This window comes from uncultured Metabacillus sp. (genome assembly GCF_947503125.1).
In the GTDB taxonomy this organism is placed as follows: Bacteria; Bacillota; Bacilli; order Bacillales; family Bacillaceae; genus Metabacillus.
Genome location: NZ_CANNCR010000008.1, coordinates 22,969 through 48,994 on the forward strand (window position 1 = coordinate 22,969; position 26,026 = coordinate 48,994).

General features: G+C 36.2%; 28 protein-coding genes and 1 pseudogene. 2 read left to right on the forward strand and 27 right to left on the reverse strand.

Annotated elements, in window-relative coordinates; translation table 11 throughout:
* Nucleotide 1: 1 nt before the first annotated feature.
* The 12 genes from Q1B07_RS08145 to Q1B07_RS08200 all read right to left on the reverse strand — a co-directional run bounded on the left by Q1B07_RS08145 (nt 2) and on the right by Q1B07_RS08200 (nt 10,983).
* Nucleotides 2–754: a heptaprenyl diphosphate synthase component 1 gene (locus Q1B07_RS08145; protein ID WP_299088331.1), complete on the reverse strand. Its 753-nt coding sequence runs from the start codon at nt 752–754 to the stop codon at nt 2–4.
* Nucleotides 755–1,131: 377 nt separating this feature from the next.
* Nucleotides 1,132–1,356, reverse strand: a complete 225-nt coding sequence (mtrB, locus tag Q1B07_RS08150) for a trp RNA-binding attenuation protein MtrB (protein WP_299088329.1) — start codon at nt 1,354–1,356, stop codon at nt 1,132–1,134.
* A 221-nt stretch (nt 1,357–1,577) separates the two neighbouring features.
* A complete protein-coding gene (gene folE, locus Q1B07_RS08155) occupies nt 1,578–2,144 on the reverse strand; it encodes a GTP cyclohydrolase I FolE (protein ID WP_299088328.1) in 567 nt (188 codons plus the stop codon).
* 252 nt (nt 2,145–2,396) lie between these two features.
* Complete coding sequence (gene hbs, locus Q1B07_RS08160) at nt 2,397–2,675, reverse strand: non-specific DNA-binding protein Hbs (RefSeq protein WP_034332307.1); 279 nt, start codon at nt 2,673–2,675, stop codon at nt 2,397–2,399.
* A gap of 477 nt (nt 2,676–3,152) precedes the next feature.
* Nucleotides 3,153–4,631, reverse strand: a complete 1,479-nt coding sequence (gene spoIVA, locus Q1B07_RS08165) for a stage IV sporulation protein A (protein ID WP_299088320.1) — start codon at nt 4,629–4,631, stop codon at nt 3,153–3,155.
* A gap of 260 nt (nt 4,632–4,891) precedes the next feature.
* A complete protein-coding gene (locus tag Q1B07_RS08170) occupies nt 4,892–5,611 on the reverse strand; it encodes a hypothetical protein (protein ID WP_299088318.1) in 720 nt (239 codons plus the stop codon).
* Nucleotides 5,612–5,636: 25 nt separating this feature from the next.
* Complete coding sequence (locus Q1B07_RS08175; RefSeq protein WP_299088317.1) at nt 5,637–5,837, reverse strand: DUF2768 domain-containing protein; 201 nt, start codon at nt 5,835–5,837, stop codon at nt 5,637–5,639.
* Between the two features lie 805 nt (nt 5,838–6,642).
* The gene (locus tag Q1B07_RS08180) at nt 6,643–7,674 is read right to left on the reverse strand and encodes an NAD(P)H-dependent glycerol-3-phosphate dehydrogenase (protein WP_299088315.1); all 1,032 of its coding nucleotides are present in this window, start codon (nt 7,672–7,674) and stop codon (nt 6,643–6,645) included.
* 57 nt (nt 7,675–7,731) lie between these two features.
* Complete coding sequence (der, locus tag Q1B07_RS08185) at nt 7,732–9,042, reverse strand: ribosome biogenesis GTPase Der (protein ID WP_299088314.1); 1,311 nt, start codon at nt 9,040–9,042, stop codon at nt 7,732–7,734.
* A gap of 258 nt (nt 9,043–9,300) precedes the next feature.
* A complete protein-coding gene (locus tag Q1B07_RS08190; protein WP_299088312.1) occupies nt 9,301–9,492 on the reverse strand; it encodes a hypothetical protein in 192 nt (63 codons plus the stop codon).
* Nucleotides 9,489–10,382, reverse strand: coding sequence for a YIEGIA family protein (locus tag Q1B07_RS08195; protein ID WP_299088310.1), 894 nt, complete (start codon nt 10,380–10,382; stop codon nt 9,489–9,491). Before Q1B07_RS08195 ends, Q1B07_RS08190 begins: the two co-directional genes overlap by 4 nt.
* A gap of 1 nt (nt 10,383) precedes the next feature.
* A complete protein-coding gene (locus Q1B07_RS08200) occupies nt 10,384–10,983 on the reverse strand; it encodes a hypothetical protein (RefSeq protein WP_299088309.1) in 600 nt (199 codons plus the stop codon).
* A 134-nt stretch (nt 10,984–11,117) separates the two neighbouring features.
* Here Q1B07_RS08200 and Q1B07_RS08205 point away from each other — a divergent pair, with 134 nt between their 5' ends.
* The gene (locus Q1B07_RS08205; RefSeq protein ID WP_299088308.1) at nt 11,118–11,249 is read left to right on the forward strand and encodes a YpzI family protein; all 132 of its coding nucleotides are present in this window, start codon (nt 11,118–11,120) and stop codon (nt 11,247–11,249) included.
* A gap of 62 nt (nt 11,250–11,311) precedes the next feature.
* Here Q1B07_RS08205 and fni read toward each other — a convergent pair whose 3' ends face one another.
* From fni to prsW, 10 genes and pseudogenes are all read right to left on the reverse strand, one after another.
* Nucleotides 11,312–12,370: a type 2 isopentenyl-diphosphate Delta-isomerase gene (gene fni, locus Q1B07_RS08210; RefSeq protein WP_299088307.1), complete on the reverse strand. Its 1,059-nt coding sequence runs from the start codon at nt 12,368–12,370 to the stop codon at nt 11,312–11,314.
* An 11-nt stretch (nt 12,371–12,381) separates the two neighbouring features.
* Nucleotides 12,382–13,530 (reverse strand): 30S ribosomal protein S1, encoded by a 1,149-nt coding sequence (gene rpsA / locus Q1B07_RS08215; protein ID WP_299088305.1) that lies wholly within the window; start codon nt 13,528–13,530, stop codon nt 12,382–12,384.
* A gap of 171 nt (nt 13,531–13,701) precedes the next feature.
* Nucleotides 13,702–14,277: a 1-acyl-sn-glycerol-3-phosphate acyltransferase gene (locus tag Q1B07_RS08220; RefSeq protein WP_299088374.1), complete on the reverse strand. Its 576-nt coding sequence runs from the start codon at nt 14,275–14,277 to the stop codon at nt 13,702–13,704.
* 5 nt (nt 14,278–14,282) lie between these two features.
* Nucleotides 14,283–14,954 (reverse strand): (d)CMP kinase, encoded by a 672-nt coding sequence (cmk, locus tag Q1B07_RS08225; RefSeq protein ID WP_299088303.1) that lies wholly within the window; start codon nt 14,952–14,954, stop codon nt 14,283–14,285.
* Nucleotides 14,955–15,067: 113 nt separating this feature from the next.
* Nucleotides 15,068–15,259: a YpfB family protein gene (locus Q1B07_RS08230; RefSeq protein WP_299088302.1), complete on the reverse strand. Its 192-nt coding sequence runs from the start codon at nt 15,257–15,259 to the stop codon at nt 15,068–15,070.
* 62 nt (nt 15,260–15,321) lie between these two features.
* Entirely contained in the window at nt 15,322–15,759 is a 438-nt protein-coding gene (locus Q1B07_RS08235) for a PilZ domain-containing protein (protein WP_299088372.1), read from the reverse strand.
* Nucleotides 15,733–15,894: pseudogene (locus tag Q1B07_RS08240) on the reverse strand (flagellar brake protein); the annotation flags it as partial. The gene Q1B07_RS08235 and the pseudogene Q1B07_RS08240, both read right to left, overlap by 27 nt.
* Nucleotides 15,895–16,138: 244 nt before the next feature.
* Complete coding sequence (gene ypeB, locus Q1B07_RS08245) at nt 16,139–17,485, reverse strand: germination protein YpeB (RefSeq protein ID WP_299088301.1); 1,347 nt, start codon at nt 17,483–17,485, stop codon at nt 16,139–16,141.
* A gap of 15 nt (nt 17,486–17,500) precedes the next feature.
* Nucleotides 17,501–18,742, reverse strand: a complete 1,242-nt coding sequence (gene sleB, locus Q1B07_RS08250; protein ID WP_299088371.1) for a spore cortex-lytic enzyme — start codon at nt 18,740–18,742, stop codon at nt 17,501–17,503.
* Between the two features lie 191 nt (nt 18,743–18,933).
* Nucleotides 18,934–19,596, reverse strand: coding sequence for a glutamic-type intramembrane protease PrsW (gene prsW, locus Q1B07_RS08255; protein WP_299088299.1), 663 nt, complete (start codon nt 19,594–19,596; stop codon nt 18,934–18,936).
* A gap of 232 nt (nt 19,597–19,828) precedes the next feature.
* Between prsW and Q1B07_RS08260 the strand changes: the two genes are divergently transcribed.
* Nucleotides 19,829–20,797 carry an asparaginase gene (locus tag Q1B07_RS08260; RefSeq protein WP_299088298.1) on the forward strand — a complete coding sequence of 323 codons (969 nt, stop codon included), beginning with the start codon at nt 19,829–19,831 and terminating at the stop codon, nt 20,795–20,797.
* A gap of 38 nt (nt 20,798–20,835) precedes the next feature.
* On the opposite strand, the gene Q1B07_RS08265 is transcribed toward Q1B07_RS08260, so the two are convergent.
* The 5 genes from Q1B07_RS08265 to Q1B07_RS08285 all read right to left on the reverse strand — a co-directional run bounded on the left by Q1B07_RS08265 (nt 20,836) and on the right by Q1B07_RS08285 (nt 25,939).
* Complete coding sequence (locus tag Q1B07_RS08265) at nt 20,836–21,810, reverse strand: YpdA family putative bacillithiol disulfide reductase (protein ID WP_299088297.1); 975 nt, start codon at nt 21,808–21,810, stop codon at nt 20,836–20,838.
* A 93-nt stretch (nt 21,811–21,903) separates the two neighbouring features.
* Nucleotides 21,904–23,175: a Glu/Leu/Phe/Val dehydrogenase gene (locus Q1B07_RS08270; protein WP_299088295.1), complete on the reverse strand. Its 1,272-nt coding sequence runs from the start codon at nt 23,173–23,175 to the stop codon at nt 21,904–21,906.
* A 313-nt stretch (nt 23,176–23,488) separates the two neighbouring features.
* Nucleotides 23,489–24,094, reverse strand: coding sequence for a genetic competence negative regulator (locus Q1B07_RS08275; RefSeq protein ID WP_299088293.1), 606 nt, complete (start codon nt 24,092–24,094; stop codon nt 23,489–23,491).
* Between the two features lie 113 nt (nt 24,095–24,207).
* Entirely contained in the window at nt 24,208–25,128 is a 921-nt protein-coding gene (locus tag Q1B07_RS08280; RefSeq protein WP_299088290.1) for a MerR family transcriptional regulator, read from the reverse strand.
* A gap of 73 nt (nt 25,129–25,201) precedes the next feature.
* A complete protein-coding gene (locus Q1B07_RS08285) occupies nt 25,202–25,939 on the reverse strand; it encodes a metallophosphoesterase (RefSeq protein ID WP_299088289.1) in 738 nt (245 codons plus the stop codon).
* Between the last annotated feature and the right edge of the window lie 87 nt (nt 25,940–26,026).

The window sequence follows — 26,026 nt, forward strand, 5'->3', positions numbered from 1 at the left end:
TTTACAACCCTTCTTCCACTGTCTTTTTTAAATGTAATGTTTCATGAAAATGAATGGATTGCAATCGTTTAAACAGTAGATCTTTCATTTCCGGAGTAAAAAAACCTGACTCTAAAAGAGAAATTGTCTCCTCAAAATAGTTTTTGCAAGCATTATTCAAAAACGTGAGGGAAAATGGACTTTTATAAAATTGGTTTTCTGGTAGCTTTCCTTCATTCTCTAAATGAAATTTTTCATGAGATAGTCTTTTATAGGTTAAAAAATTAGTTGATAGCAATTTCCAGTGATTTAGTTTCAAAAGATCAGCAACCCTATTGAATAAAGTTGTTTCAACGATCAAGAGACTATCTAAAATAGATTGCATATTTGCATGGTTATCGTGATAAAGACTTATTTTATGTTCATTGATTTCCCTAATGGCCATTGCTAAAGCACGAACCATTTTAAAATCTTTCACTTCCGAAAGCATAAAATAATATAGACCACTATAATAATCTCCAGCTAATACCGTTAATTGCCTTTGAACAAATTCTGCAGTATCAATATCGTGTTCTACGGTAACATTGTCATGAGTATCAAGAGCAATTTGCACAAGCATTACCGTTATAATATAACTTTCTTTTATATCATCTGAAAGGTCTATCTCATCAAAAATTGCATAAAATAGCAACAGTTTATCCTCATCTAGTTTTGGTAAAGATACATACTTTTCCAAATAAGGATGTGCGAGTTTCTCCCTTAACGCTATTTTCATTTCCGCTAATTTTACATAGATGTCCTGCAAATATATCACCCTTGTCCCCAATTTAACATTCTCTCTATTGATTATTATACTGTTTCATTTCAAGTAAAAGAGACATTGATCAAAGTTCCTGTAACCTAGCAGTTAACGTGGAAAAGGGAGCTGCTCCTCTACCATTTGTTCACAAAACCTATATTCCACATTAATTTATGTAATAATCTGGTCATTTATAAAATTCGTTAGTTAATTGTGTATGTAAATGAAATTTCGATCCAAAAAAAGATAAAAGCACAATCAATTATAACACACTCTTTTAGATTTGTTCTTATTTAATCTTCATTCAGCAGATTACACTATTAATAAACGCAAATAAAAGCAGGATACCCTGCTTATTTTCTAGACTCACTTTCTAATTCCCCAATACTTGTTTGAATTAGTGCTTTACCTCTTATTTTAATGGCAGAGGTGTGTTCCGTAAACTGAGCGATCATTACTTCCCCTTTATCCAGTTTTTCAGAGTGATGAAATCGTGTATCCGAACCTCTCGTAAGACCAATTACATTTACGCCATCTTCAATAGCTTTTATCACAACAAAGTCATTTTTTTGATTCATGCTAACACCTGCCCGTTACAGTTTATCTTTTTACATAAAATACTTACACGCTGCAGCTAATAGAAAAAATTCTATATCCTATCATACCATTTAATAATTAAGAAAGACTATCCTAATGTTTTTAAACCCGTTAATTCATTAAAAATATGTATGTAAATGTTTTATAAATGTTATACTATTCCTATTTTTGATAGCATAGCGGGCTTGGTATTCTTCATTATTTATCCTTTTATTAGGGATAATACTTCTGCTCTGGCAGCTTCATCTTTTCTGAAGATTCCTCTTACGGCGGAAGTTACTGTTTGGGAGCCTGGCTTTTTTACGCCTCTCATCGTCATACACATATGCTCTGCCTCAACCACAACCATCACTCCATGTGGATCAAGAGATTTATTTATGCTATCAGCGATGGTAGATGTAATTCTTTCTTGTAATTGGGGTCTCTTTGCAACTGCCTCTACTGCTCGGGCAAGCTTACTTAAACCAGTCACCTTGCCGCCTTTAGGAATATATGCTACATGTGCCTTTCCATAAAACGGCACTAAATGATGTTCACACATTGAATAAAAAGGGATGTCTTTTACTAAAACAAGTTCCTCATGATCCTCACCGAAAATGGTTTTAAATTGTTCAGCAGGATCCTCATTCAACCCGCTAAAGACTTCAGCGTACATTTTTGCCACTCGTTTTGGAGTATCTAGTAAACCCTCACGTTCAGGGTTCTCTCCTATCGCTTCAAGAATCATTTTTACAGCCAGTTCTATTTTTTCAAAGTCCACTTGTCCCATTTCAATCCTCCTAATCAATTGGATTTGATTCAGATTCTAGCACAAATATGGAGATAAAAGCAAAATATAGAAAGTAATTATCTATGTTTTTCGTCTTTACCACCTGATATATAGAAAAACTGAATGCACCAAGATTTTATTTTAAAAAGTTGAACAATCTTTATGATACAAAAAGCAAATGAAAAGCCCCTTTAAAAGGGGCTTCTGTGAAGAATGGTTGTATGTAATGTGTATTACATGACAAGTAATAACTTATTTTCCTGCTACAGCATCTTTAAGTGCTTTACCTGGTTTGAAAGCAGGCACCTTGCTTGCAGCAATTTCAATTTCCTCTCCAGTTTGTGGATTACGACCTTTACGAGCCGCGCGCTCACGAACTTCGAAGTTACCGAAACCGATAAGTTGTACTTTATCACCATCTTTTAGTGCATCTAAAATTGTATCGAAAACAGCATCAACTGCTTTAGTTGCGTCTTTTTTAGATAATTCACTAGCTTCTGCTACTGCGTTGATAAGTTCTGTTTTATTCATGCCTTTCACCTCCTCCCAAAGGGATGGAATTCTTTAGTCTCATTTCTTCACAGTTTTGTTCATTTCTATACATGATAGAGCGTGAAATTACTATCAACACGCTTATCTTATACGATTTTTTTACATAATTCAATGATTTTCATCATGAATATTGGTGTTTTAGGAAGAATCGACCAAAAGAGAAAATAATTTCTGTAAAAAGATTAACACAATCAAACTGGCGAATCAAGTTTTATCCTAATAAAAATCCAATTATATCAACGTTTCTTTGTCAGATCAGGAACATACATTCTCTTTTTGTGTTGAAATCATCAAATTATGTTACATTTATGTAAATGCTATCTCAATATATGACATTTACCGCTGTACTTTTTTCAACTTTATTTCAAATTTTAAAAATTATTTTTTTAAAATAATAACTTTAAATATTTCCTTAAATTAACACATAAAAAAAGACCTCAAACAGAGGTCAACATGTTATAGGATGATGGCAATTAATCCACCTGAGCCTTCGTTTATAATTCTCTCTAATGTTTCTTTTAACTTATATCGTGCATTTTCTGGCATTAAAGAAAGCTTAGCTTGAATTCCTTCACGTACGATTGAGCTTAGGCTGCGTCCAAAAATATCAGAATTCCAAATGGATAAAGGATTATCTTCAAAATCCTGCATTAAGTAACGAACTAATTCTTCTGATTGCTTTTCAGTTCCAATAATTGGTGCGAATTCGGACTCAACATCAACTTTTATCATATGGATCGAAGGTGCTACAGCTTTTAAACGTACTCCAAACCTAGAACCTTGGCGAATAATCTCAGGCTCATCAAGACTCATATCAGACAATGCTGGTGCTGCGATTCCATATCCGGTCTGTTTGACCATTTTCAGGGCATCTGCCACTTGATCATACTCCGCTTTAGCATAAGCAAAGTCTTGCATTAATTGGAGCAAATGATCCTTTCCGCGAATTTCTACTCCGACAACTTCTTTTAAGATCTGATCGTATAAATCATCAGGAGCATATAAATCAATCTCGGCAATCCCTTGCCCCATTTCAATTCCCGCTAAGCTTGCTTTGTTAATAAAATCATATTCACTAAACTGCCCAACCACGCGGTCAACATCACGAAGCCGCTTAATATCCTTCACTGTGTCTTTTACAGCTTCCTGATAGCTCTCACGGAGCCAATGATTCTCTCTTAATACCATTACCCAGCTTGGCAGGTTAACATTTACTTCTAACACAGGGAATTCATATAATGACTCTCGTAACACATTGATAACGTCTGACTCCCTCATGCTCTCTACACTCATTGCCAGCACTGGAATATCATATTTCTCATAAAGCTGTTGACGAAGGGCTTCTGTTTCAGGATGATGAGGACGAACCGTATTAATAATCATAATAAACGGTTTACCCACTTCTTTTAATTCTTCAATGACTCTTTCTTCCGCTTCTAAATAATCCTGACGCGGAATATCACCAATTGAACCATCAGTTGTTATCACACAACCTAATGTAGAATGCTCTTGAATCACCTTACGTGTACCAATTTCTGCTGCCTCATGAAAAGGTATCGGTTCTTCATACCACGGAGTATTAATCATACGAGGACCATTTTCATCCTCATAGCCTTTTGCCCCTGGAACAGTATAACCTACACAATCTACTAATCTAATATTAACATCAAGTCCCTCATCAACATGGATGCACACTGCTTGATTTGGAACAAATTTCGGTTCAGTTGTCATGATTGTTTTACCAGCTGCACTTTGAGGCAATTCATCTTGAGCTCTAGCTTTATCAGATTCATTTTCAATATTAGGCAGTACAACTAACTCCATAAATTTCTTTATAAAAGTAGATTTACCTGTTCTAACTGCCCCAACTACTCCTAAATATATATCGCCACCAGTTCGTTCAGCGATATCCTTGAAAATATCTACTTTTTCCAAGTGATCCCCTCCCGATCATACATTATTGGGATAAAGCTTATCCGTCTTCTAATAGGACACTATATATGTATGACGTTGTCCTATTTATTTATGACTTCGCCAGCAAATTTTTTTCCAATATCGATTTTTCATCTATCCGTAAAAGTGAAAAAAGAAACCCCTTCTTTTAGAGAGTATTCTCTTGAAGAAGGGTTCATGACTTTTTTATAAGATTTTTTTACATCCATGCGAAGGAGATTAAACTATAACAACCAAACCTGCTACTCATCCTCTTTAAAAACCGGTTCTCCTTGATCATCAATCGTATATGGCAACGAATATGCAGGAACGAAGTATGTATCCTTTACTAACAAGTCACGGATGTCATCGCCTGGTTTATATGAATGATCTTTTTCTTGAAGTGCCTTAAATAAGTCAATTCGATAATCTACATATATTTCTGCTTGATTATTAATTACTAATGGTAAATGTTCACCCGAATATGGACTTTCAATTGTTGGCGCTTTATCATAACCTAGCTTTTTATAGTCTAATGTATAAATATCCTTCGTAATAAGCTCTTTCATCGGAGGATAGCCATTAGATTGTCGATAAACATCTATTCTGATTGCCAGCTCATGTATGGCTTCAGAAATACGCAAATCAATTAATTTGACGGTTGGATTTTCTTCCACATCTACAAGTACATATGAATAAACGCCACCATTTTCATAGGCTGTACCAGGTGGTTCTGCCATATATTTTGGTGAAAGTGTGGTAAAATCAATCGGATACTTTTGATAGATAGGTGTTGACATATCCCTTGTCTTGATCGGAAGCAAGCCGCCGGACTCCTCTCGAAAACGATCGACTGCATTTTGAACCGCAGCAATTTGGTCTTCATAAGGAATCGTATTTTTTTCTAATTTTTCATCTGGATATAAACAGCCAGCTAAAAGAATACAACATAAAATCCCTATCATTATTTTCAAAAAATTCATCTGCCATAACTTCCTTTTATTTTCCTTATTCATTAACGGGTCCGCTTAATACAACAAATAAAATGATAATTCCTGCTAGAATCATAAACAAATAGGCTAAAATTGTAATGATAATCTTTAGAAATCCCTTTAATTTAAAGCGACTTAAATAAATGAACAAAATAGAAATAAACATAAACCCCATAGATGCAAAAGAAATCCACATTTTCATAAGGGCTGCACTCATTTTTACTGATTCCTCCTTAGAACAAAACCGCAAGCGCCATGCTCAGCCTTGGGCAAATAAGACGATTTAGAATAGAAGGCGTTCTTTGCCTTTAATTCTAAATTGGCTAGACCCTAGAGGCAGTCAATAACGCGACGTCCTGTCGCACTGACTGCACTTGCACGTCCTGTGCTTCGGGGCTAGGCGCTGGAGCTGGATGTCAAAGCGCTTTCCACAGTTCAAGAATTTTATAATTTACGCTAAGCAATAAGAAAAGCGGAAGCGCCTTGTTCTATTTAATTATTAATTCAATCCATGGTCGATTATAATACACAATGATTAGCTTGTCCAAACCAAGGAGGTGCTGCTCCGGGCTTGCCAGTCCCTGTTAAGTGAAAGCGTAATGATCTAAAAAAGTAAAAAAACTGAAGTAAAGAGGGGACGATCTTTACTTCAGCAGCAAGGTGAACGACTAAATAGTACCCAACAATAAGAACAACTCTTATTTGACTACGTTGCATTTTATGCGAATATAAATGGTTTTGTATCCTCTAATGCCTAGATATGCCGTGTAAACTTTACAAGTTAGGTTTAATTAATGTTCAGGCAACCAAGGAAGGGATCATATAGCTAGTCATCCGCGGGATTTGCTCGCAGCTTTTATACCTTATAGGATATTGTTCCCTTTTCATAATTCTTGGTATTATATGCTGGAAAATTTTGATTGTCACCGTTGGGTTCACATAACAGACTAAAATTTTTTTGTCATTCCCCTTTTTTCTTCCAACAGTCTCTTTAAATGGCAATCGATATGGTTCATAGAATATTAGCGATTTTCCATAATGTTAACAAGGTCTTCCATTTCGTGCGTTTTTACTCGTGTCATTAAGGAATCAACCGCAAGTTTAGGCTCTTGACCATTAAATAAGACATTATATAGCGCCTCCGTTATCGGCATTTTAACTTCATATTTTTGAGCAAGCTGATAGGCTGCTTTTGTTGTACGTACACCTTCTACGACCATTCCCATATTTTCTAAAACTTCTTCTAGCTTTTGACCTTTACCAAGCAAGTTTCCGGCTCTCCAATTTCGTGAATGAACACTTGTACATGTAACGATTAGATCGCCAATTCCAGTCAATCCCGAGAATGTTAATGGATTGCCTCCCATCATACTTCCTAAACGAGCAATTTCAGCCAATCCGCGTGTAATAAGAGCAGCTTTAGCATTATCTCCATAACCTAGGCCATCAGATATACCTGCAGCCAAAGCAATAATGTTTTTTAAGGCACCACCAATTTCAACACCAATAACATCGGGGTTGGTATAAACTCGAAAATTTGAATTAATGAACAAATCTTGTATGTATTCTGCTGCTTCCATATTTTTAGAAGAGGATGTAACAGTAGTAATATGTCTTTGGCTAACCTCTTCAGCATGACTTGGCCCTGATAAAACAACAACATCTTTTAATAAATGACTGGGCATTTCAGCTTCGATAATTTCTGAAATGCGCATTAGTGTATCCGGCTCAATCCCTTTACTTACGTGAACAATGGTTATTTCGTCATTAAGTACCTTAGAAATGTCGTTTAAAACACCACGAATGGCTTTCGTTGGAACAGCCAGCACTACAGTACGCGCCCCTTCAAGGCTTTGTTTCAAATTAGAAACCCCTTTGATGTTTTCTGGCAATTCAACTCCTGGGAGATATTTTTCATTTTTTCTTTTTTCATTAATTTCATTTATTAATTCGGGACGGTGTCCCCAAAGTTTAACTTGATGTCCATTATCAGCGAGTACAATAGCTAAAGCCGTTCCCCAGCTACCTGCTCCTAAAACAGTAATCTTTTCCATATGATCACGCTCTTTTCTTCGAAAATGAGTTACAATGCTTTAACAGTTGTTGGGCGATTATTTTCTTTCTCTGGAAAATATTTTAATCGGTGTTCCTTCAAATTCAAAAGCTGATCTGATTCGATTTTCTAAAAAACGTTCATAAGAAAAATGCATTAACTCAGGGTCATTTACAAAAACGACAAAGGTAGGCGGCTTAACAGCAACCTGGGTTGTATAGAATATTTTTAATCGTTTACCTTTATGTGTCGGTGTTGGATTCATTGCCACAGCATCCATCACAACATCATTTAAGACATTTGTTTCAACTCTTCGTGCATGATTTTCACTCGCAAGGATGATTTTAGGCATTAGCGTGTGAATACGTTTTGTGGTTTTTGCTGATAAAAAAACAATTGGGGCATAATTTAGAAACTTAAAATGATCACGGATGTTTTCTTCGAACTCCTTCATTGTTCGTTCATCCTTATCAACTGCATCCCATTTATTGACAACGATCACTACTGACTTTCCGGCTTCATGTGCATACCCGGCAATATGCTTGTCTTGTTCGATGATTCCTTCTTCCCCATTTAAAACGACTAAAATAACATCAGATCTCTCGATTGCTTTTAGTGCACGAAGTACACTGTATTTTTCAGTCGTTTCATAAACCTTCCCTTTTTTTCGCATCCCTGCTGTATCAATGATAACAAACTCCTGACCTTCATATTTGTAAACAGTATCGATTGCATCACGAGTTGTACCTGCAATATCGCTTACAATAACGCGTTCTTCTCCTAAAATGGCATTAACTAGAGATGATTTCCCTACATTAGGCCGGCCAATTAATGAAAATTTAATCGTTGTATCATCATAGTCTTCTATCCCTGTATTTTTAAAGTGTTTTGCCACTTCATCCAACAAATCGCCAAGCCCCAGACCATGAGAGCCTGATATTGGGAAAGGATCGCCGAAGCCTAGAGAATAGAAGTCGTAGATGTTTGCTCGCATTTCAGGATTATCTACTTTATTTACCGCAAGCACTACAGGTTTATTTGAACGGTAGAGGATTTTTGCTACCTCTTCATCTGCTGCGGTTACACCTTCACGGACATTTGTTAAAAAAATTATAACATCTGCCTCGTCAATAGCGATTTCAGCTTGTTGGCGAATCTGTTCGATAAATGGTTCATCACCGATATCGATACCACCCGTATCAATGATGTTGAATTGATAGTTCAACCATTCTCCAGAACTATATATACGGTCTCTCGTCACACCCGGAATATCTTCAACGATGGATACCCGTTCCCCTACAATTCGATTAAATATAGTAGATTTCCCTACATTAGGCCGTCCTACAATGGCAACAATTGGTTTTGACATTTCCTTACACCCTTCCTATTTATCCTAAACAACTTAATTATCAGAGAGAAGCAGTCACTACTCGTTAAAAAACAAGGTGGTGAGTGGTTGTACATCTTATATTAAAAGCACGTCGTATTCTTTTATTTAGTATGTAATAGATCAAGCTGAAAATGTATTATCGGTACAATCTTTAATCCCTCTACAAAAGAAACCCTTCTATTTAATTAAGAAGGGCTTGACTTTTATATAGTAGCAAACAATTCATAAATACTCAACTTAGTGTTTCACGACGATATATAAATCATCACCAATTCCGTGAGCGATTCCATCTAATATCGCCTCAAGGTTTTTAGCAAAAAAATGCATTTCTTCTTGAGTTTTACAGATAAATATGGCTGTTCCACCTGCTGCCTTCGTTTCATCTGTTGTAATAATAGCCAATATATATTTTTCTATGGAGTTACTCATTTTATTCCTCCTCGTTGGTTTGCCCTCGCTTCAGATGGCATTCTTATCGCATTTTCAAGCGTAGGTACCTCACCAATTATATGAATCGCTTTATCTATGTCACGATTTTGCGGAAGAACAAATACACCTAACCTTCCATCATTAAGGTCTCTTTTGGCTAATGGCACTAATGAAGGTTCCCCTGAATCACGAACAACTCCAAGTGCTGTAGAGACGTCATGCAGAATGGCTTGTCTTTGACCTAAATTTGCAATTGTTGTGATTGAATTGAAATTTTTAGGTGTTAGAACAAAACCCATTCCATATTTTAAAATCGCCTCCTGCTTATCAGGTATCCCAATGTTCATAATATAGATATTATCTACATATAAACCTGCCCCTTCAAAATGTGGTTCAACATATTGGATATCAACTAAATCCTTCATTCGACTCCCTGTCATCAATTTTTTACAAATGATAAAACAGAGAATAGCAACAACAATAGCAGCATAGAAATTTATAACCAAATAAGCTAAGGTTGTTAATAAAGAGGTAAAAATCACAAGATAATTTCTGCTTTCAAAAGCAATCGCTATTCCTTCAATATAGGTCTTTCCACGGGGGACAAGTTCATAACCATCTAATTCCGTAAGTGTATTCCTCTCCATATTCCGAACATCACGGAATTGAGAGGCCGCTAATGTAAGAAAGGTGATTGCTGTGAAATCCTCCTCCATTAAAGATGGAACAGCAACTGTTCCTAACCCCGCGGCAATAAATCCAAGCGCAATATGGATGACTTTTCCATGAAGATATGTAGGGTATTGTCTATAGTCTGTTCTGAGCATATGAAGCCTTGTAACGACTCCTACTATTACGCCAAAAAGGACTGGCATTGTGTATTCATTCATATTAGCCTTGTTTCTCCTTTGCCGGTTTTTGAAGCATTTGTTCGATGGCTAAAATAACAGTTTGAGACATATTCCACAAATAAATAATTGAACAACCGATGACCAACATATCTAAAAAGGCAGCAGTACCGATTGTTAAGCCATCATGAAATTCCCCTAAAATAAACCAATATAAACATTCACCTTGGCATACCGAAATGATAAAAAGTGCATATATTTGAACAGAATGTTTCCCTAAATAGATCGCTAGCACACTGATCGCTACACTGACAATGATACGATAATCAAAAAGAAACCAAACAGGATCATAAATTCTAAAAAGCATAATTCCAGCATAAGCAAACATCAATGTAAATGTTATCATATAAAAAAGAACTGGTTTTCTTTTCTTCTGCTTGGCAGCAAGATAATAGCCAAGAATCATAAATAATATAAGGGAGACTCTTACATTAAAATCCCCTACAATAATATACAGCTCGCTAAGAATGATGGTAATTAAAATAAAAATTGTTAACTTTAATCGTATCTTTCCTTTTTTCATTAAAAAGGTTGTAATAATCCAAGCAAGCCACATAAACCAGTAAAAAAAGATTCCTTCCACTATCTACCCCTCCCTACTTTATTCATTATGTCTGTTTCCTCTTAGCTTTAATCTAAAAATTTAACAAAAAATAACACTAATGAATAAAAGAAACGTAGTAAAAAATGATAATACAAAGATAGGAGGAGTGAAAAATGGGTAAAGATCGTCAAGAAAAAAAATTAAGAAAGAGTGGAAGAGTTGAATCTGATCGTGACCAGTCACTTAATTACCCTGGTGCTACTACTTTAGAGGGACCTGATTCTGCAAGAAAACGAAATAAATAACGTGTGGTACGATCACTTCGTTATCACACAAAAATAGGGCTAATTGGTTAAACCAATTAGCCCTATTTTCCATTTCTCATGCTAAAGCGCCTCGTATCAATGCACCGTTCAGTCAACCAATGATGCGTATTTCCGCTAATCACGATTGGTGCATTCTGAAGCTCCCTAATACTGCTTGTACCAAGTGCTGTCATAATAAATGTTAACTCTTCTAACATTTGATGAATTTCCTGTACTAATGAGTCATATCCTTTTTCAACAAACACTTTTAGTAAATATCCAGCTGTTCCTGCGGCAGACGCTCCTAATGCAATGGATTTCGCTATATCAAGTGCATGTTGAATTCCTCCAGTGCCGATTACAGAAATATGATCGACACTTGCTGCCTCAGCTATTGAAGCTGTGGTAGAGATTCCCCATTCATTAAAGAATTGCAGCATTTGCTGCCGTCTCATATTTTCGATCTTTGAAAAATTCGTTCCGCCATAGCCGCCAACATCCACAATCGTTACCCCTACATCTCTTAATTTTGCCGCAGCTTCACGATTCATTCCGAATCCTACTTCCTTTACAATGACTGGAACTTCAATTTCCTTTACAATTTGCTCAATTCTTTTCAATGCACCGCAAAAATCTCGATCCCCTTCAGGCATGACAAGCTCTTGGATAACGTTTAAATGAATTTGCAGAGCATTTGCTTCAATCATATCAACGGCTATTTTTGCTTGTTCAACGGTTGCTTCGCTGCCCAAATTTCCAAAGATAAGTCCTGTTTTATTAACCTTGCGCATAATTTCATATGAATGCCGCTCACTCTCATCTTTAATAGCTGACATTTGCGAACCAGTAGCGACAGCAATATTTGTTTCACTTGCAGCTCTCGATAATGCTTCATTAATTACTGCTGTTTCTTCGCCGCCGCCACCGGTCATAGCATTTATAAAAAGAGGCGAACTTAAAGTAAGTTCGCCAACTTTTGTTGATAAATCTATTTTTTGAACAGACAGGTTTGGTAAGCTTTGGTGAACAAAGGTAATATCGTTAAATCCATTTGTACGTTGTTGACCTGTTGTAAGTGCATGTTGGATATGTTCAATTTTTCGTTGTGCTCTTTTGCTCACCTATATCACCATTATTTTAATTTTTTTAGTTGTTCTCCAATCATTTCTCCTAATTGGAAACCAGAGGATGAATCTTCCTGTGCCTGATAATGACGGAAGTCCTCATCTGCAGGCTTTGAAGTCTCTTCTAGTTCACGAATACTTAAGGAAATACGTTGTTCTGATTCGTTCACATCTAAAACCTTAACTTTAACCGTTTGATTTTCTTTTAATACTTCATGAGGTGTTCCAATATGTTTATTTGAGATTTGTGAAATGTGTACTAATCCTTCAACACCAGGTAAAATTTCAACGAATGCACCGAACGATACAAGCCGTTTTACGACACCTTCAACCACATCGCCTACTTTTACTTTTTCAGAAATATTTGCCCAAGGACCTGGAAGTGTTTCTTTTATTGATAAAGAAATTCTTTCGTTATCACGGTCTACTCCTAAAACTTTAACTGTTACTTTTTGTCCCTCTTCAACAACATCTGATGGTTTGTCAATATGTGAATGTGAAAGCTGGGAGATATGTACAAGCCCATCAATTCCACCAATATCAACAAAAGCACCGAAATCTGTTAAGCGCTGAACTGTTCCTTCAATTGTTGCTCCAACTTTGATTGAATCCAATAGTTCAGATTTCTTTTCATTTTGTTCTTTTTCAATAACAGCTCTGTGAGATAAAATGACTCTGTTTTTCTCTCGGTCCAGCTCAACCACGATTAATGATAAAGTTTTTCCCATGTATTCAGAAAAATCCTCTACGAAGTGGGCTTCCACTAATGATGCTGGAATAAAGCCGCGAACTCCTAAATCTACGACAAGCCCGCCTTTTACAACATCCTTTACTTCAGCTTCAAAAACTTCTTTTGATTCGAATTTTTGTTGTAAGGAATCCCATGCTTTTTCAGCATCAACAGCTCTTTTTGAAAGAACTAATGCTTCATCCTCCACTTTTATAACTTTAAGTTCTAATTCATCTTGTTCATTCGCTACATCAGATGCCTTTTCGATATGAAGACTTGAAAGCTCGCTGATTGGAATAATTCCAATATGCTTGCAGTTTTCTATTTCGACAATAACCTGTTTTTCCTCTACCTTTGTCACGATACCTTTCACAATATCGCCTACCTCTGGTGTCTCAACATGTACACTATTTAATTCTTCTGCCATCTCAATTACCCTCCTTGGTCAAAACCAGCGCGACTTTTGATTAAATATATGTAAGATTTCATTTTATAAAAGAACAATTTTTATTCTTTTAAAATAAAATGAAAAATTCCTCTTTTATTAAACTTCTAATAAATGCTACTTTTTGTCAAGTAGTAAGTCTTCATCTTAGCTTTATTTTTTAAGGAGTTTTGCAATTTCCTTCATAATGATTTCTGTCATTTCATCTGTAGAAACTTTTTTTGAGCGGTATTCATCCATGTTAATCGGTTTACCATAAACAACCCTTAGTGTACTAAAAGGTTTATATGGTCCTATTATCGCACATGGTACAACTGCCGCAGTTGACCTGAGTGCAAAGAATCCTGCACCAGGAAGCCCTTTACCTAATTCACCGGTTTTACTTCGTGTTCCTTCCGGGAAGAAACCCAGTACATTTCCATCTTTTAAAATCTTTAAACCTGTCCTTAATGCCTCGCGGTCACTCCCACCCCGATTAACCGGAAATGTTCCGAAGTTTTTTAACAAATCTTTTAATACTGGCACTTTGAAAAGTTCAGCTTTAGCCATAAAAAATACTTTTCTTGGTGCAGTAATACCGACAACAGGCGGGTCAAAATTGCTAATATGATTCGTACATAGTAGGACACCGCCTTCTTTTGGGAAATTTTCCAAGCCTTCAACTTTTATTCGATAAGTTGGCTTTAAAATGCCAGCTACAACTGATCTTGCAAATGGATATAATGACACATCTATCAAAGCCTTTCTTCTATATAGTCTTCTATTTTTTTTACGACATCATGTATAGACAAAGATGTAGTGTCAATTTCAATTGCATCCTTTGCTTTTCTTAACGGCGCAACCGATCTTTCAGAGTCAAGCTTATCCCGATAGGCAATCTCATGTTTAAGCTGCTCTAGATCTGATGCATAACCCTTTTTTTCATTTTCCTCATGACGCCTTTTTGCTCTTTCTTCAACAGAAGCTTTTAAAAAGAATTTCAATTCAGCATTTGGCAAAACATGTGTACCGATGTCACGTCCATCCATGACAACACCACCTGAATTAGCCAAATTCCTTTGACGTTTTAACATTTCTTCTCTAACTTTTGGATGCATTGCAACAATTGAAACATTATTTGTTACTTCATTTGTGCGAATAATATCTGTTACATCTTCTTGATTTACAAGGACGATTTGTCCATTTTCTGACGGTTGAAGTTCGATACTAATCGATGCCAAAATATCTGCAACCATTTCTTCATCGTTTAGATCAATGTTTTCTTTTAGCGCTTTGTAAGTTAATGCGCGATACATTGCACCAGTATCGATATAAATATATGAATAATGCTCTGCAATTATTTTTGCAACCGTGCTTTTACCAGCAGCAGCTGGGCCATCAATTGCAATTGAAAGTTTTTGTTTCATAATTCCTCCAAATAGGTTTTTAGTCTAGTAGTTTAATCGAGCGAGAACATATTTGGGTGATGGCTAAAATTTTTTGTGATTTCATGCCAAACAAATGAAGCAGGTTTTCTGTTTCACCTGCCGCATTTCTCTTGACTAAACGTTTCAAGCCATTCCGAAATCGTAATTTTATTAACTCCCTCATATTGAACAACTCGGGAAAGGTATGGTTGAATAGTAGATTGTTGAATTAACAGCTGCGCACAGAGTAAGACAATAAACTGAATGATAATTAATTTGATTAAAATACGTTCAAGCCGTTTCATTACATTCAACTCCGGTATTTTTTGTTTCACATTGTTCCTAGTATGCATAAAAATACCAAAATTTATTCTGCCATAAGTCCTTTTCTCCGCATTATTATTTGCTGTTGGAAACAAAACCGGATTAATTTTTGTCGAGTAAGTTCATCAATATTAAAAAACTGTAAGGGAACTTTATAAAATCGTTCATTTTCTACTTGAATAAAACGGAGTATTTTTCCTCTTACCTTTATGTAATCAATCTCTTCATCATGAAAAGGCAGTGAAAACCATACAACAACTTCTTGACCCTGATTTAATATAGTTGATTTCGGAATAAGAAGCGCTGCACCCCCTGCACTAATATCTGTTGTGACGGCTTTAAAAGGTAGAAATTCATTCTCTAACGGGTGGACAGCAACATCTAATGTAGTTTCAACTCGTACATATTCTCTTCTTTGAATACGATTTAACTTATGGTCACCAGGATATGTTATAGAAAGCAATGGAATCTTTTCTTTCACACGCACTGTAACCACTGTCTGAAAACTGTATGCATGCTGTTCTTTATTAATAAAAGAAGCAGTAAGCTCTGTGCCAATCATTAAATAGGCTAAACGTCCTGTATCCGTATTAATGGGATAATCAATATAAAGTTGATTTTCTTTTTTTCCATCAGCTTACATTTTAGTCGTTCACCATTTTTATCTTTTGTTTCTAATAGTATGACATCCCCAATTTTCAGCACAAAATCACTCTTTCTTAATACTCTCCTTCTTATTAAATCATGGTCCATTCGGTTGTGCAAGAGGACAAAATTTTTAACAATTAAAAAGGATATCCCATGAAGAAAATTAACAGGGATATCCTTCAAACAATACAGAATAAGTTTGTTAATATTTTTTAAATCTCTTGAAAAATCGGTTCAGGATTCTTTAACTTTTCAATCTTCTCTTCCATTCCTGTTTCTGCATTAATATAAATTCTGAAAGTGTCTTGATCGATTGTACCTAAAAACTCAAAGCAAAGGATTTCTTCCCCAAGCTCATTCGTGATAATGGCTAATCTGTCCTCTTGTACTTCTAAACTTGGGTTTAATCTTTTTACTGCCTCTTGTTTTGTAATTTTAGGCTTTGGTATTTCCCTTTGCTTATGTGCTGCCAAATAATCCCTAGCAGAGAAGCCTATGACTTTACCGTCATCTAAAGCAACTTTTATTCGGACTGTATCCGGGTAAACTCTCACACCATCTAATATTGAAACGAATGAAAAGACCCCGGTATTATCATATTGTGCACTTTCAAAAAGATCTAAATCTTTAAAACCATGCTCTTTTAAAAAGTCTCGAGCATTATTGGATGCTTCGTTTAAGCTGATTGCCTGCTTCTTTATTTCCCGATTTTGAACAAGGAAAATCGGATGACCGCCTTTTTTGGTAATATCCATATTAATTTCAGTCTTATTCTTTTTATCATTCATAGAAACACTATAAAAACCAAAAGACGAACCTTCACCATTTTCTGTTACCTTAATATCTGTTACACTTTTTTCAACAAATGTCTTGGCAATCTTTTTCGCTTCTTCCTCATTTATTTCTTTCCCCTCAAGTTGATTAAAGCCTTTCTCCTTGCTTTTCTTCATTGCAGTGAAGCTTGCTCCGAAATCAGATTCAGAATATGCTTCTACATTCTCTTCAACTGTTTTAAAGCCATCAATGATCGTGTTATCCATTTGCTTTTGTCCAGAAGCAAGGGCTAATTCAACATCCATCCATCTTAAGTTATTCTCAATAACTAAATGCTGTACATTACGGAGTTCATTTTGGATATCAGCTGACTTTGTATACAATGATTTCAGCTTATTATACTCCTCATCTGAAAGAGGTTCTTTTTCTAAATCTCTTATAGCAGTTCGATAACTAAAATCACTAATTCCTGCTAAGAATTCTTCCGTTTTATTAAAAGGGAGCAATGTTAAAGGTAATTGTCCAACATCCGATTGTGCTTCAGATGTAATTCTCCATACATCTGCAAGTGCAGGAGACAATGATTGTTTGGAATTCATTGCTAATGTTCCGCCTATTTGATCATGTAGTTGATCGATTCGATATGTTAAATCATGAAAAGCGCGCTGGTAGTTATTTTCAGCTTGAATTAACACAGCATTCTTTTCCTGGTGTTCTTTGTACCCCCAATAACTTGTTCCAATAACTGCAACTGTTAAAATACCAATCAGGATTCCACGTATCATGCCTTTTCACCCTTTCTATTCACAGAAAATATGCTTTCCGATACGTTTTATTTGTGGTCTTCCCCAGATCCATGAACTTGTCGCGGTATTTGGATTGAAATAATAAATGGCCCCTTCCGTTGGATCCCAACCATTAATTGCATCCATCACAGCTTTTTTAGCTTGTTCATTAGGTGTGAGCCAAATTTGGCCATCTGCCACTGCTGTAAATGCACGAGGTTCAAAGATAACACCTGCTACCGTATTTGGGAATGTCGGACTATTGACACGGTTTAAAATGACCGCTGCGACCGCTACTTGACCAATATAAGGCTCACCTCTTGCTTCCCCGTAAACTGCATTGGCCATTAATTGAATATCGTTTTGTGAATAGCCGCCAGGCAAATTAACTGCTGTTGATTCATTTTCTTGCTGTTGTTGCTGCTGTTGCTGTTGTCGCTGCTGCTGTTGTTGTTGCTGTTGCTGCTGTTGTCGCTGCTGTTGCTGCTGTTGCTGTTGTCGCTGCTGCTGTTGTTGTTGCTGTTGCTGCTGTTGTCGCTGCTGTTGCTGTTGCTGCTGTTGTCGCTGCTGCTGTTGCTGCTGTTGTCGCTGCTGTTGCTGCTGTTGTCGCTGCTGTTGCTGTTGCTGTTGTTGTTGTTGCTGCTGTTGCTGTTGCTGTTGCTGTTGCTGTTGCTGTTGCTGTTGCTGTTGCTGTTGTTGCTGCTGTTGTTGCTGCTGTTGTTGCTGCTGTTGCTGTTGTTGCTGTTGTTGCTGTTGTTGCTGCTGTTGCTGTTGTTGCTGCTGTTGCTGTTGAGCGATCTTTGCCTTATAACTTTGCTCTTGCTGCTGTCTTCTTTGCTCAGCTATCTGCCTTGCTTTTTGAATTTGCTGCTCACTAGGTGCTGACTGCAGCGCTAATGGAATTCCCCCATAATGGGTAAAACGTTTCCCGCTATGAATTTGACGATAAACAAAATCCTTATAGAATTTTGTAGAATCCCGTAACATTTGTTTTGTTTTAGGTCCCACCAGTCCATCTACTTCGTCTAATCCAAACATATGTTGAAAGTTTCTTACCGCCCAATACGTGCTCCAACCGTATACACCATCAATTGTTCCATGATAATAGCCGTTATATTGTAATCTTGCCTGCAATTCAATCACATCTCTACCCGTTGCACCTCTTTGAATGGTTTGCTCTGAAAAAGCATGTGTTGTAGAGATATTTATTGAAAAAAATTGACATGTGACGGATGTAAAAGTTACTACTGCAACCATCAACATTATGCGCATATTACTCATGTTGCTGCCTCCTCATGTAGATGTAAATGCTTAAACGTATTTTTTGTAGTCTTTGGCATTTTATTCATCCTAAATGACAAAGCAGCCATTTCAAACAATTCATCCCATTATAAACCCTACTTGTGATTGTGTCGGTTGCATGAGGAAATAGACGAAAAAAAGCTGCACTAAGGCAGCTTTGAGTCAATCATTTTCACTCTTGCTTTTTTTGCTTTATGAAGGGCGAACCACCAGAGAAATAACATAAATGGGAGCATGATGTACCGCCAATTTAAATAACTTAATAAAATGGAGTCATAAATTGAATGGAGCATTATCGGCAGGATACAGGAAAGCAGGATCCACTTTATCCGATTTTCACCGCTTGAGAATTTTCCTTTTCCTAAATAATATCCCATAATGACTCCAAATAGAGCATGGCTGGAAACTGGTAAAATCGCCCTACCTAAAGCATATTCAACACCATTTGCAAACAAATAAACTATATTTTCTAAAGTAGCAAATCCTAACGAAACAGACACACCATAGACAATTCCATCATAATGCTCATTAAAATGCACATGTTGATAGATAGTAAAAAATAAAATAAACCATTTAAAAAATTCTTCAAGAAATCCTACTGCAACAAATGTATAAAGCACTTTAGAATGGAAAACCATCTCAACATCCAGCACATATTGGATAAACATTATAGGAAAAACAAGCAATGCCCCAAAAATAAACGAACGCAGGACCATATAAATCGGCTCTGTTTCATACTGATCTTTTAAATAAAAATAACATAATAAAGCAAGACCTGGGGCAATGCCCGCAGAAATAATCGAAATCATTCACAGGCCTCTTTTCCTTGTATTCTCGTTAAATCTTTCTAGTATTTTTATACCACCATAACATACTAAGTAAAAATGATTATTTTTACTAAACTTTAATGAATTTATAGGGAGAAATAATCATAACCACTAGACGTATTACCTTTTTAATCGTATCATGTTATCGATAAATTGAAAATGACTTAACATAGATAAACGTATAATTATTCTTGCAAACATGGAGGTTCTCATGATGAAAAATATCCTATTAATTCATACAGGCGGAACAATTTCAATGAAGGAAGATGAAACAACCGGTGAAGTAAAGCCTGGAGAAAAAAACCCTATTGTTGATCTTATAAAAGATGTTCCTGATATCAATATTATTTCAACAGAATTATTTTACTTACCATCTCCACATATTACTCCTAAAGAAATGCTGCAAATCAAAACTTATATTGAGGAAATGATGGAGAAACAAACTCTTGATGGAATTGTTATTACACACGGTACAGATACATTGGAGGAAACGGCATTCTTTCTTGACGTAACCTTAACCTTGCCAATCCCTATTGTGATAACAGGGGCGATGAGATCAAGCAATGAACTTGGTGCTGATGGTTTGTATAATTTATTATCAGCTCTTAAAGTTGCCACTTCTACGAATGCAAAGGATATGGGTGTACTTGTTGTAATGAATGATGAAATTCATACTGCAAAAAACGTAACGAAAACCCATACAAGCAATATTGCTACATTTCAAAGTCCACAATATGGACCTATCGGCATCGTCAATAGAGGTGGTGCCTTTTTCCATCATAAACCAGTAATAAACCAGCCTTTACATGTTGCTGCACTTAATAAAAATGTTCTCTTGCTTAAAGCCTTTGCAGGAATGGACGATACGCTTTTACAAAAGATTGGCAACCACCAACTTGACGGTTTAGTCATTGAAGCATTAGGACAAGGCAATTTACCGCCAATGATGCTGCCAAGTTTGAAAAAATTATTAAATAAAGGAGTTCCTATCGTTCTAGTATCACGCTGCTTTAATGGAATTGTTCAAGATGTTTATGGCTATGAAGGTGGTGGAAGGCATCTAAAAGAACTAGGCATGATCTTTAGTAATGGATTAAATGGCCAAAAAGCAAGACTTAAACTGATGATCGCCCTTGAAACAACAACCGATCGAAAAAAACTTGAAGAGATATTCTCAACCTAAGCAGATCATGATAATAGTGAGAGGTATACATCCACCTCTCACTTCTCCTTTGTATTTCTCTCTTTAATTGCCTCATAAATAAGCTGACCATGGAAACGTCCATTTTCAATAAATATTTCATTTGCATTATTCCCTGCTGCGATAACCCCTGCAATAAATATTCCTTCAACATTTGTTTCCATTGTTTCAGGGTTAAAGGTTGGCCTGCCCGTTTCGGGATCAATTGTTACACCCATTTTCGTTAAGAACTGATGATCAGGGTGATAGCCTGTCATGGCAAAAACAAAGTCATTTTTTATTTCTTTTGATTGTCCATTTACTTCATAGATAACAGTTTCTTCACTAATTTTAAGAACGTTTGCTTGAAATTCCATGGTAATCAGCCCATTACGAACAAGAGCTTCGAACTCTGGCAAGATCCATGGTTTAATACTAGGAGAATAATCTTTCCCCCGATAAAGCACCGTTACCCTTGCACCTGCTTTTACTAGCTCTAACGCTGCATCCACACTCGAATTTTTCCCGCCAATCACAACGACATCTTTATTAAAGTAAGGATGTCCTTCCTTGAAATAATGAAAAACCTTTGGTAAATCCTCTCCAGGTATATCCATATAATTAGGATGATCATAGTATCCTGTAGCAATAACAACTTGTTTTGCTTCATATATCTCTTTATCCGTAAATACATAAAACATTTTGCCTTGCTTTTCGACTTTTTCAACTTTCTCAAATGAATGAATGCGGATGTCTTTTCTTCGTACGACTTCGCGATAATAGGCTAAAGCCTGGTTGCGATATGGCTTGCGATTTTCCGTTATAAAGGGGACCTCTCCGATTTCTAGTTTCTCACTTGAACTAAAAAATGTTTGATGTGTTGGATAATGATAGATCGCATTGACAATATTCCCTTTTTCAATGACTAAAGGTTTAATCCCAATTTTCTCGATTGCGATTGCAGCTGATAGACCACAGGGTCCACCGCCAACAATGATTGTTTCTTCCCTAATCACGAAATCTCCACTCCTGTTGTTCATTTTACGTCAACAAAAAATCTCCTATCCATCATGATAGGAGATTTTATCATTTGTTGCAAATAGAAATGCTTAAATCCAGCCTCTAAACCTTGAAGCTTCCGCCATTTTACGGACCCCTACCATGTAGGCAGCTAAACGCATGTCAACTCGTCGGTTTTGGCTTGTTTCATAGATATTATTAAATGATTTTACCATTACCTTCTCAAGTTTCTCTTCCACTTCTTCTTCTGTCCAATAGTAACCTTGGTTATTTTGAACCCATTCAAAATATGAAACCGTCACACCGCCTGCACTTGCTAATACGTCTGGAACTAATAAAATACCTCGCTCAGAAAGAATCCTTGTACCTTCAAGAGTAGTTGGTCCGTTTGCTGCCTCAACAACAATGCTGGCTCTTATATTTGCGGCATTTTCTTCAGTAATTTGATTTTCAATGGCTGCCGGTACAAGAATATCACAATCAAGCTCAAGTAATTCTTTATTTGTTATTGTATCATTAAACAGTTTCGTAACTGTACCGAAACTATCACGTCGATCAAGTAAATAATCAATATCTAAACCATTAGGATCATGGAGTCCGCCATATGCGTCGGAAATACCAACAATTTTCGCACCAGCATCATGCATGAATTTTGACAGATAACTACCCGCATTTCCGAAGCCTTGTACAACAACTCTGGCTCCTTCAAGCTTTATGCCCTTTTTCTTAGCAGCTTCACGAATACAAATTGTAACTCCCTTAGCAGTAGCAGATTCACGTCCATGAGAACCGCCTAAAACCAATGGTTTTCCTGTAATAAAACCAGGGGAGTTAAATTCATCAATTCGACTGTACTCATCCATCATCCATGCCATAATTTGTGAATTTGTAAAAACATCGGGTGCTGGTATATCCTTTGTAGGCCCTACAATTTGACTTATTGCACGGACATAGCCTCTACTTAGTCGCTCTAGCTCTCTAAAAGACATATCCCTTGGGTCACAGACAATGCCGCCCTTACCGCCGCCATATGGAAGGTCAACAATACCGCACTTCAAGCTCATCCAAATTGAAAGAGCCTTTACTTCTTTTTCGGTAACATTTGGGTGAAATCTAATTCCACCTTTTGTTGGACCAACTGCATCATTATGTTGGGCACGATATCCAGTAAATACCTTTACTGACCCATCATCCATACGAACAGGAATTTTAACTGTCATTAATCTGAGCGGTTCCTTCAATAGTTCATATACTTCTTCGGGATATCCAAGTTTTTCTAGCGCATTATGTATCACCGTTTGTGTAGATTTCAACACATCAAGTTTATCATTTTTATCACCGGTGCTTTTCTCGGCTACCATTTAAGCTAACCTCCTAAATCTTATCAGTAAATGAAAGAATGTCCACCTTTCATGACATAGTATACACTTTAAAAATGCTTATGCAAAGAAGAAAAAACATATTTATTATAATTTCATTTTTCTACCGTAAACGATTTCAAATTCAGAACTTTCCCTTACATGGAATGAAAACTAACCTCTCATTAGCTGTATTTTGTCCTACTTTTTTCAAGTTATCACTTAAAAGAAAAATGAAAAAAGAAGATCACTCAGCTGTCTCTTGGTTCAGCCATTTTATGGCATCTACCTTTCTGAGTCATCTTCTTTTTAGCAATTAAAACGATTCATCTTTGTTCTTACAGAAATGTTGATAAATTTCTTCGATCGCATTTTCTTCTAATATGGTTTTACCATATTCTTTTAATCTATGGACAGTTAATGTTGATGGATTCCCATATTCAGCCAATATCGCCACTAAATCGTCAACTTCCATTTGTTGATCGTCACTTAAAAGCAGGTAATATCGTTGTTGAAAGAAAATGACCATACCTTCAGTAACATTTAATTGATAGAGACAATTTGAGAGTTGAATAATATCTTCAAAAGAATCATATTCATAAATAACGTCAAAACTCTCATCCAGTTTCACTTGCATCTCTATATAATCATCAGTAAAATCGTCATCAATCTCATCTGTTTCCGGACTATTAGTGACAATGACAACCATCCCTTGAGCATGAAGTGAATACACTTCGACAGCGATCGGACCATGCGCCTCAAAGCCCAATTCTACACTTGCTTCATTCATCATATCTCTAAATAATTGGTGAACTTTTAATGAATCTTTCCAGAGATCTTCCTTGGTAAGGCCTCGATCTCGCAAATCATCTGTTGTTAAGAAAATTTTTATTTTATCATAGTTCAGTCGCTCTAGCCGCATCCCATACCCTCCTGCCGTCAGAACGCTCTATATATCATCATAGTATGATTTTTATATAAGATGGTTCTAATATTTTTTACAGTTTACACTCTGTGCACATTTTAGACAAGTACTTACTCTTGTTTTTTTTGTGGCAGATTTTCCTTTAGCCATTTTTCCCATTTTTGTAATTGAAATTCAAGTATTTCATAATTTAAATGCGAATATTTCACCTTACTTTTTGCACTTTCAATCACACAAATTTGAATTTCTTTTGTTTTAGATGACAGTTCATCCAACATAGCTAATGTTTTCTTATTATGAGGATCTAGATCACATGAAAAAAAAAGAAATTGTGGCTTTATTTTTTCCAAAACGCTATCTATTTTACCAGCATCTATACTTCCGCCTATGTAAATCACCTCAAAGCCTTTTCTTCGTAAAAATACCGAAAAGATTAGCAATCCAAGCTCATTGGATTCTTCTGGACCACAAACAGTCACTGCCTTCGGAAGAATTCCAGCTACTGGTAAGCTATGCAAAATCATTCCGATTCGCGATCGAAAATAAGAAAAAATAAATTGTTTCTCTGCAGCTGTCACACTTCCCGCTTTTACCTCCTCCTGTAATTTTAAGAGTAAATGAGGAAGCAGCTCAAAAACAACTTTATCAACAGTATAAAGACTAAACGCTTTATTTAAACAATCATTTGCAAGACTTTCATCAAAATGACGGAGGGCATTAAGTAGCTTGTCCATTAACTCAAAAGACAGGTCAGGTTTACCTGTGTCATCGATATCCTTATTATTGTTAACTGGTGATTGGTTACTGTCCAAAAGATTAATTGCTTGGCTGATTGTAAACCCGTTATCTACCTTATTAATTAACCATTTTAATGTTTGGATATGTTCTTCCGTATAAAGTCGGTGACCGGATTCATTCCTTTTAGGCGCAATGACTTTATACCTTCGTTCCCATGCTCTTAAAGTTCCCGACTGAATTCCTAGAAGCTTGGAAGCAGCTTTAATATTATATTTGCCTTCATGATTAGCCATTTCGATCCCCCGTAAGTCACCCGAAAAAAGGATGATGCTGTTTATCATCCTTTTTACTTAATATTTATGATTTTCAACTAGGATGCTTAAGCTGGAGAATATGTGCCTCTGCAGGGGCTCCCAGCCTCAGCGGTACACCAGATGTACCATATCCATTACTTATTAGTAATGTTGCATTCGTTAGTTTATGAAGTTTTCCCTTTTTGTACAAACCTAAACCAAACAAGCGTATTTGGCCGCCATGGGTATGACCGCTTATGATTAAGGATATTCTGTCTGATTTTTTTACCTGTTCATAGATCTCCGGGTTATGACTTATTAACAAGCGAAAATCGCCTTTGGGAGAGTGTTTTAACGCTAAATCCAATCGATCTCTCTCCATACTCATATCCTCTACTCCTAGCAAAACCATTTTTTCGCCGTTTTTTGCAGATATCGTTGAAGTTGAATTATTAAGAATCGTCACGCCATGCTTAATAAGCAGCTGTTCAAGTCTATCCTTGCCGACTTCATAGTCATTATTGCCGAAAACAAAATAAATGGGCGCAATCTTTTTTAAAATATTTAAATTTTGCTCAACTCTTTGAAAAGGAACACCTTTTTCCGTTAAATCTCCTCCAATAATAACTAAATCAATTGAGGATGGGAGCTGCTCTAATAATTTAATAGAAATCTTTCTTCTATGAATATCTGAAATGAAAAAGATCGTAAATGCGCCAAAGCTTTTTGGAAATTCATTAAAGTGTAATATATGTTTTGTTAAATGATTTTCCTTTGCTTTTATAAGCATGACAATCATCAAAATTAACATTAAAAACAGTACACAAAAAATAGTTATGATAAGCAAGGAAAACACCTCTGGAAATTAAATACACTTAGCCAGTATATGAAATGTTTA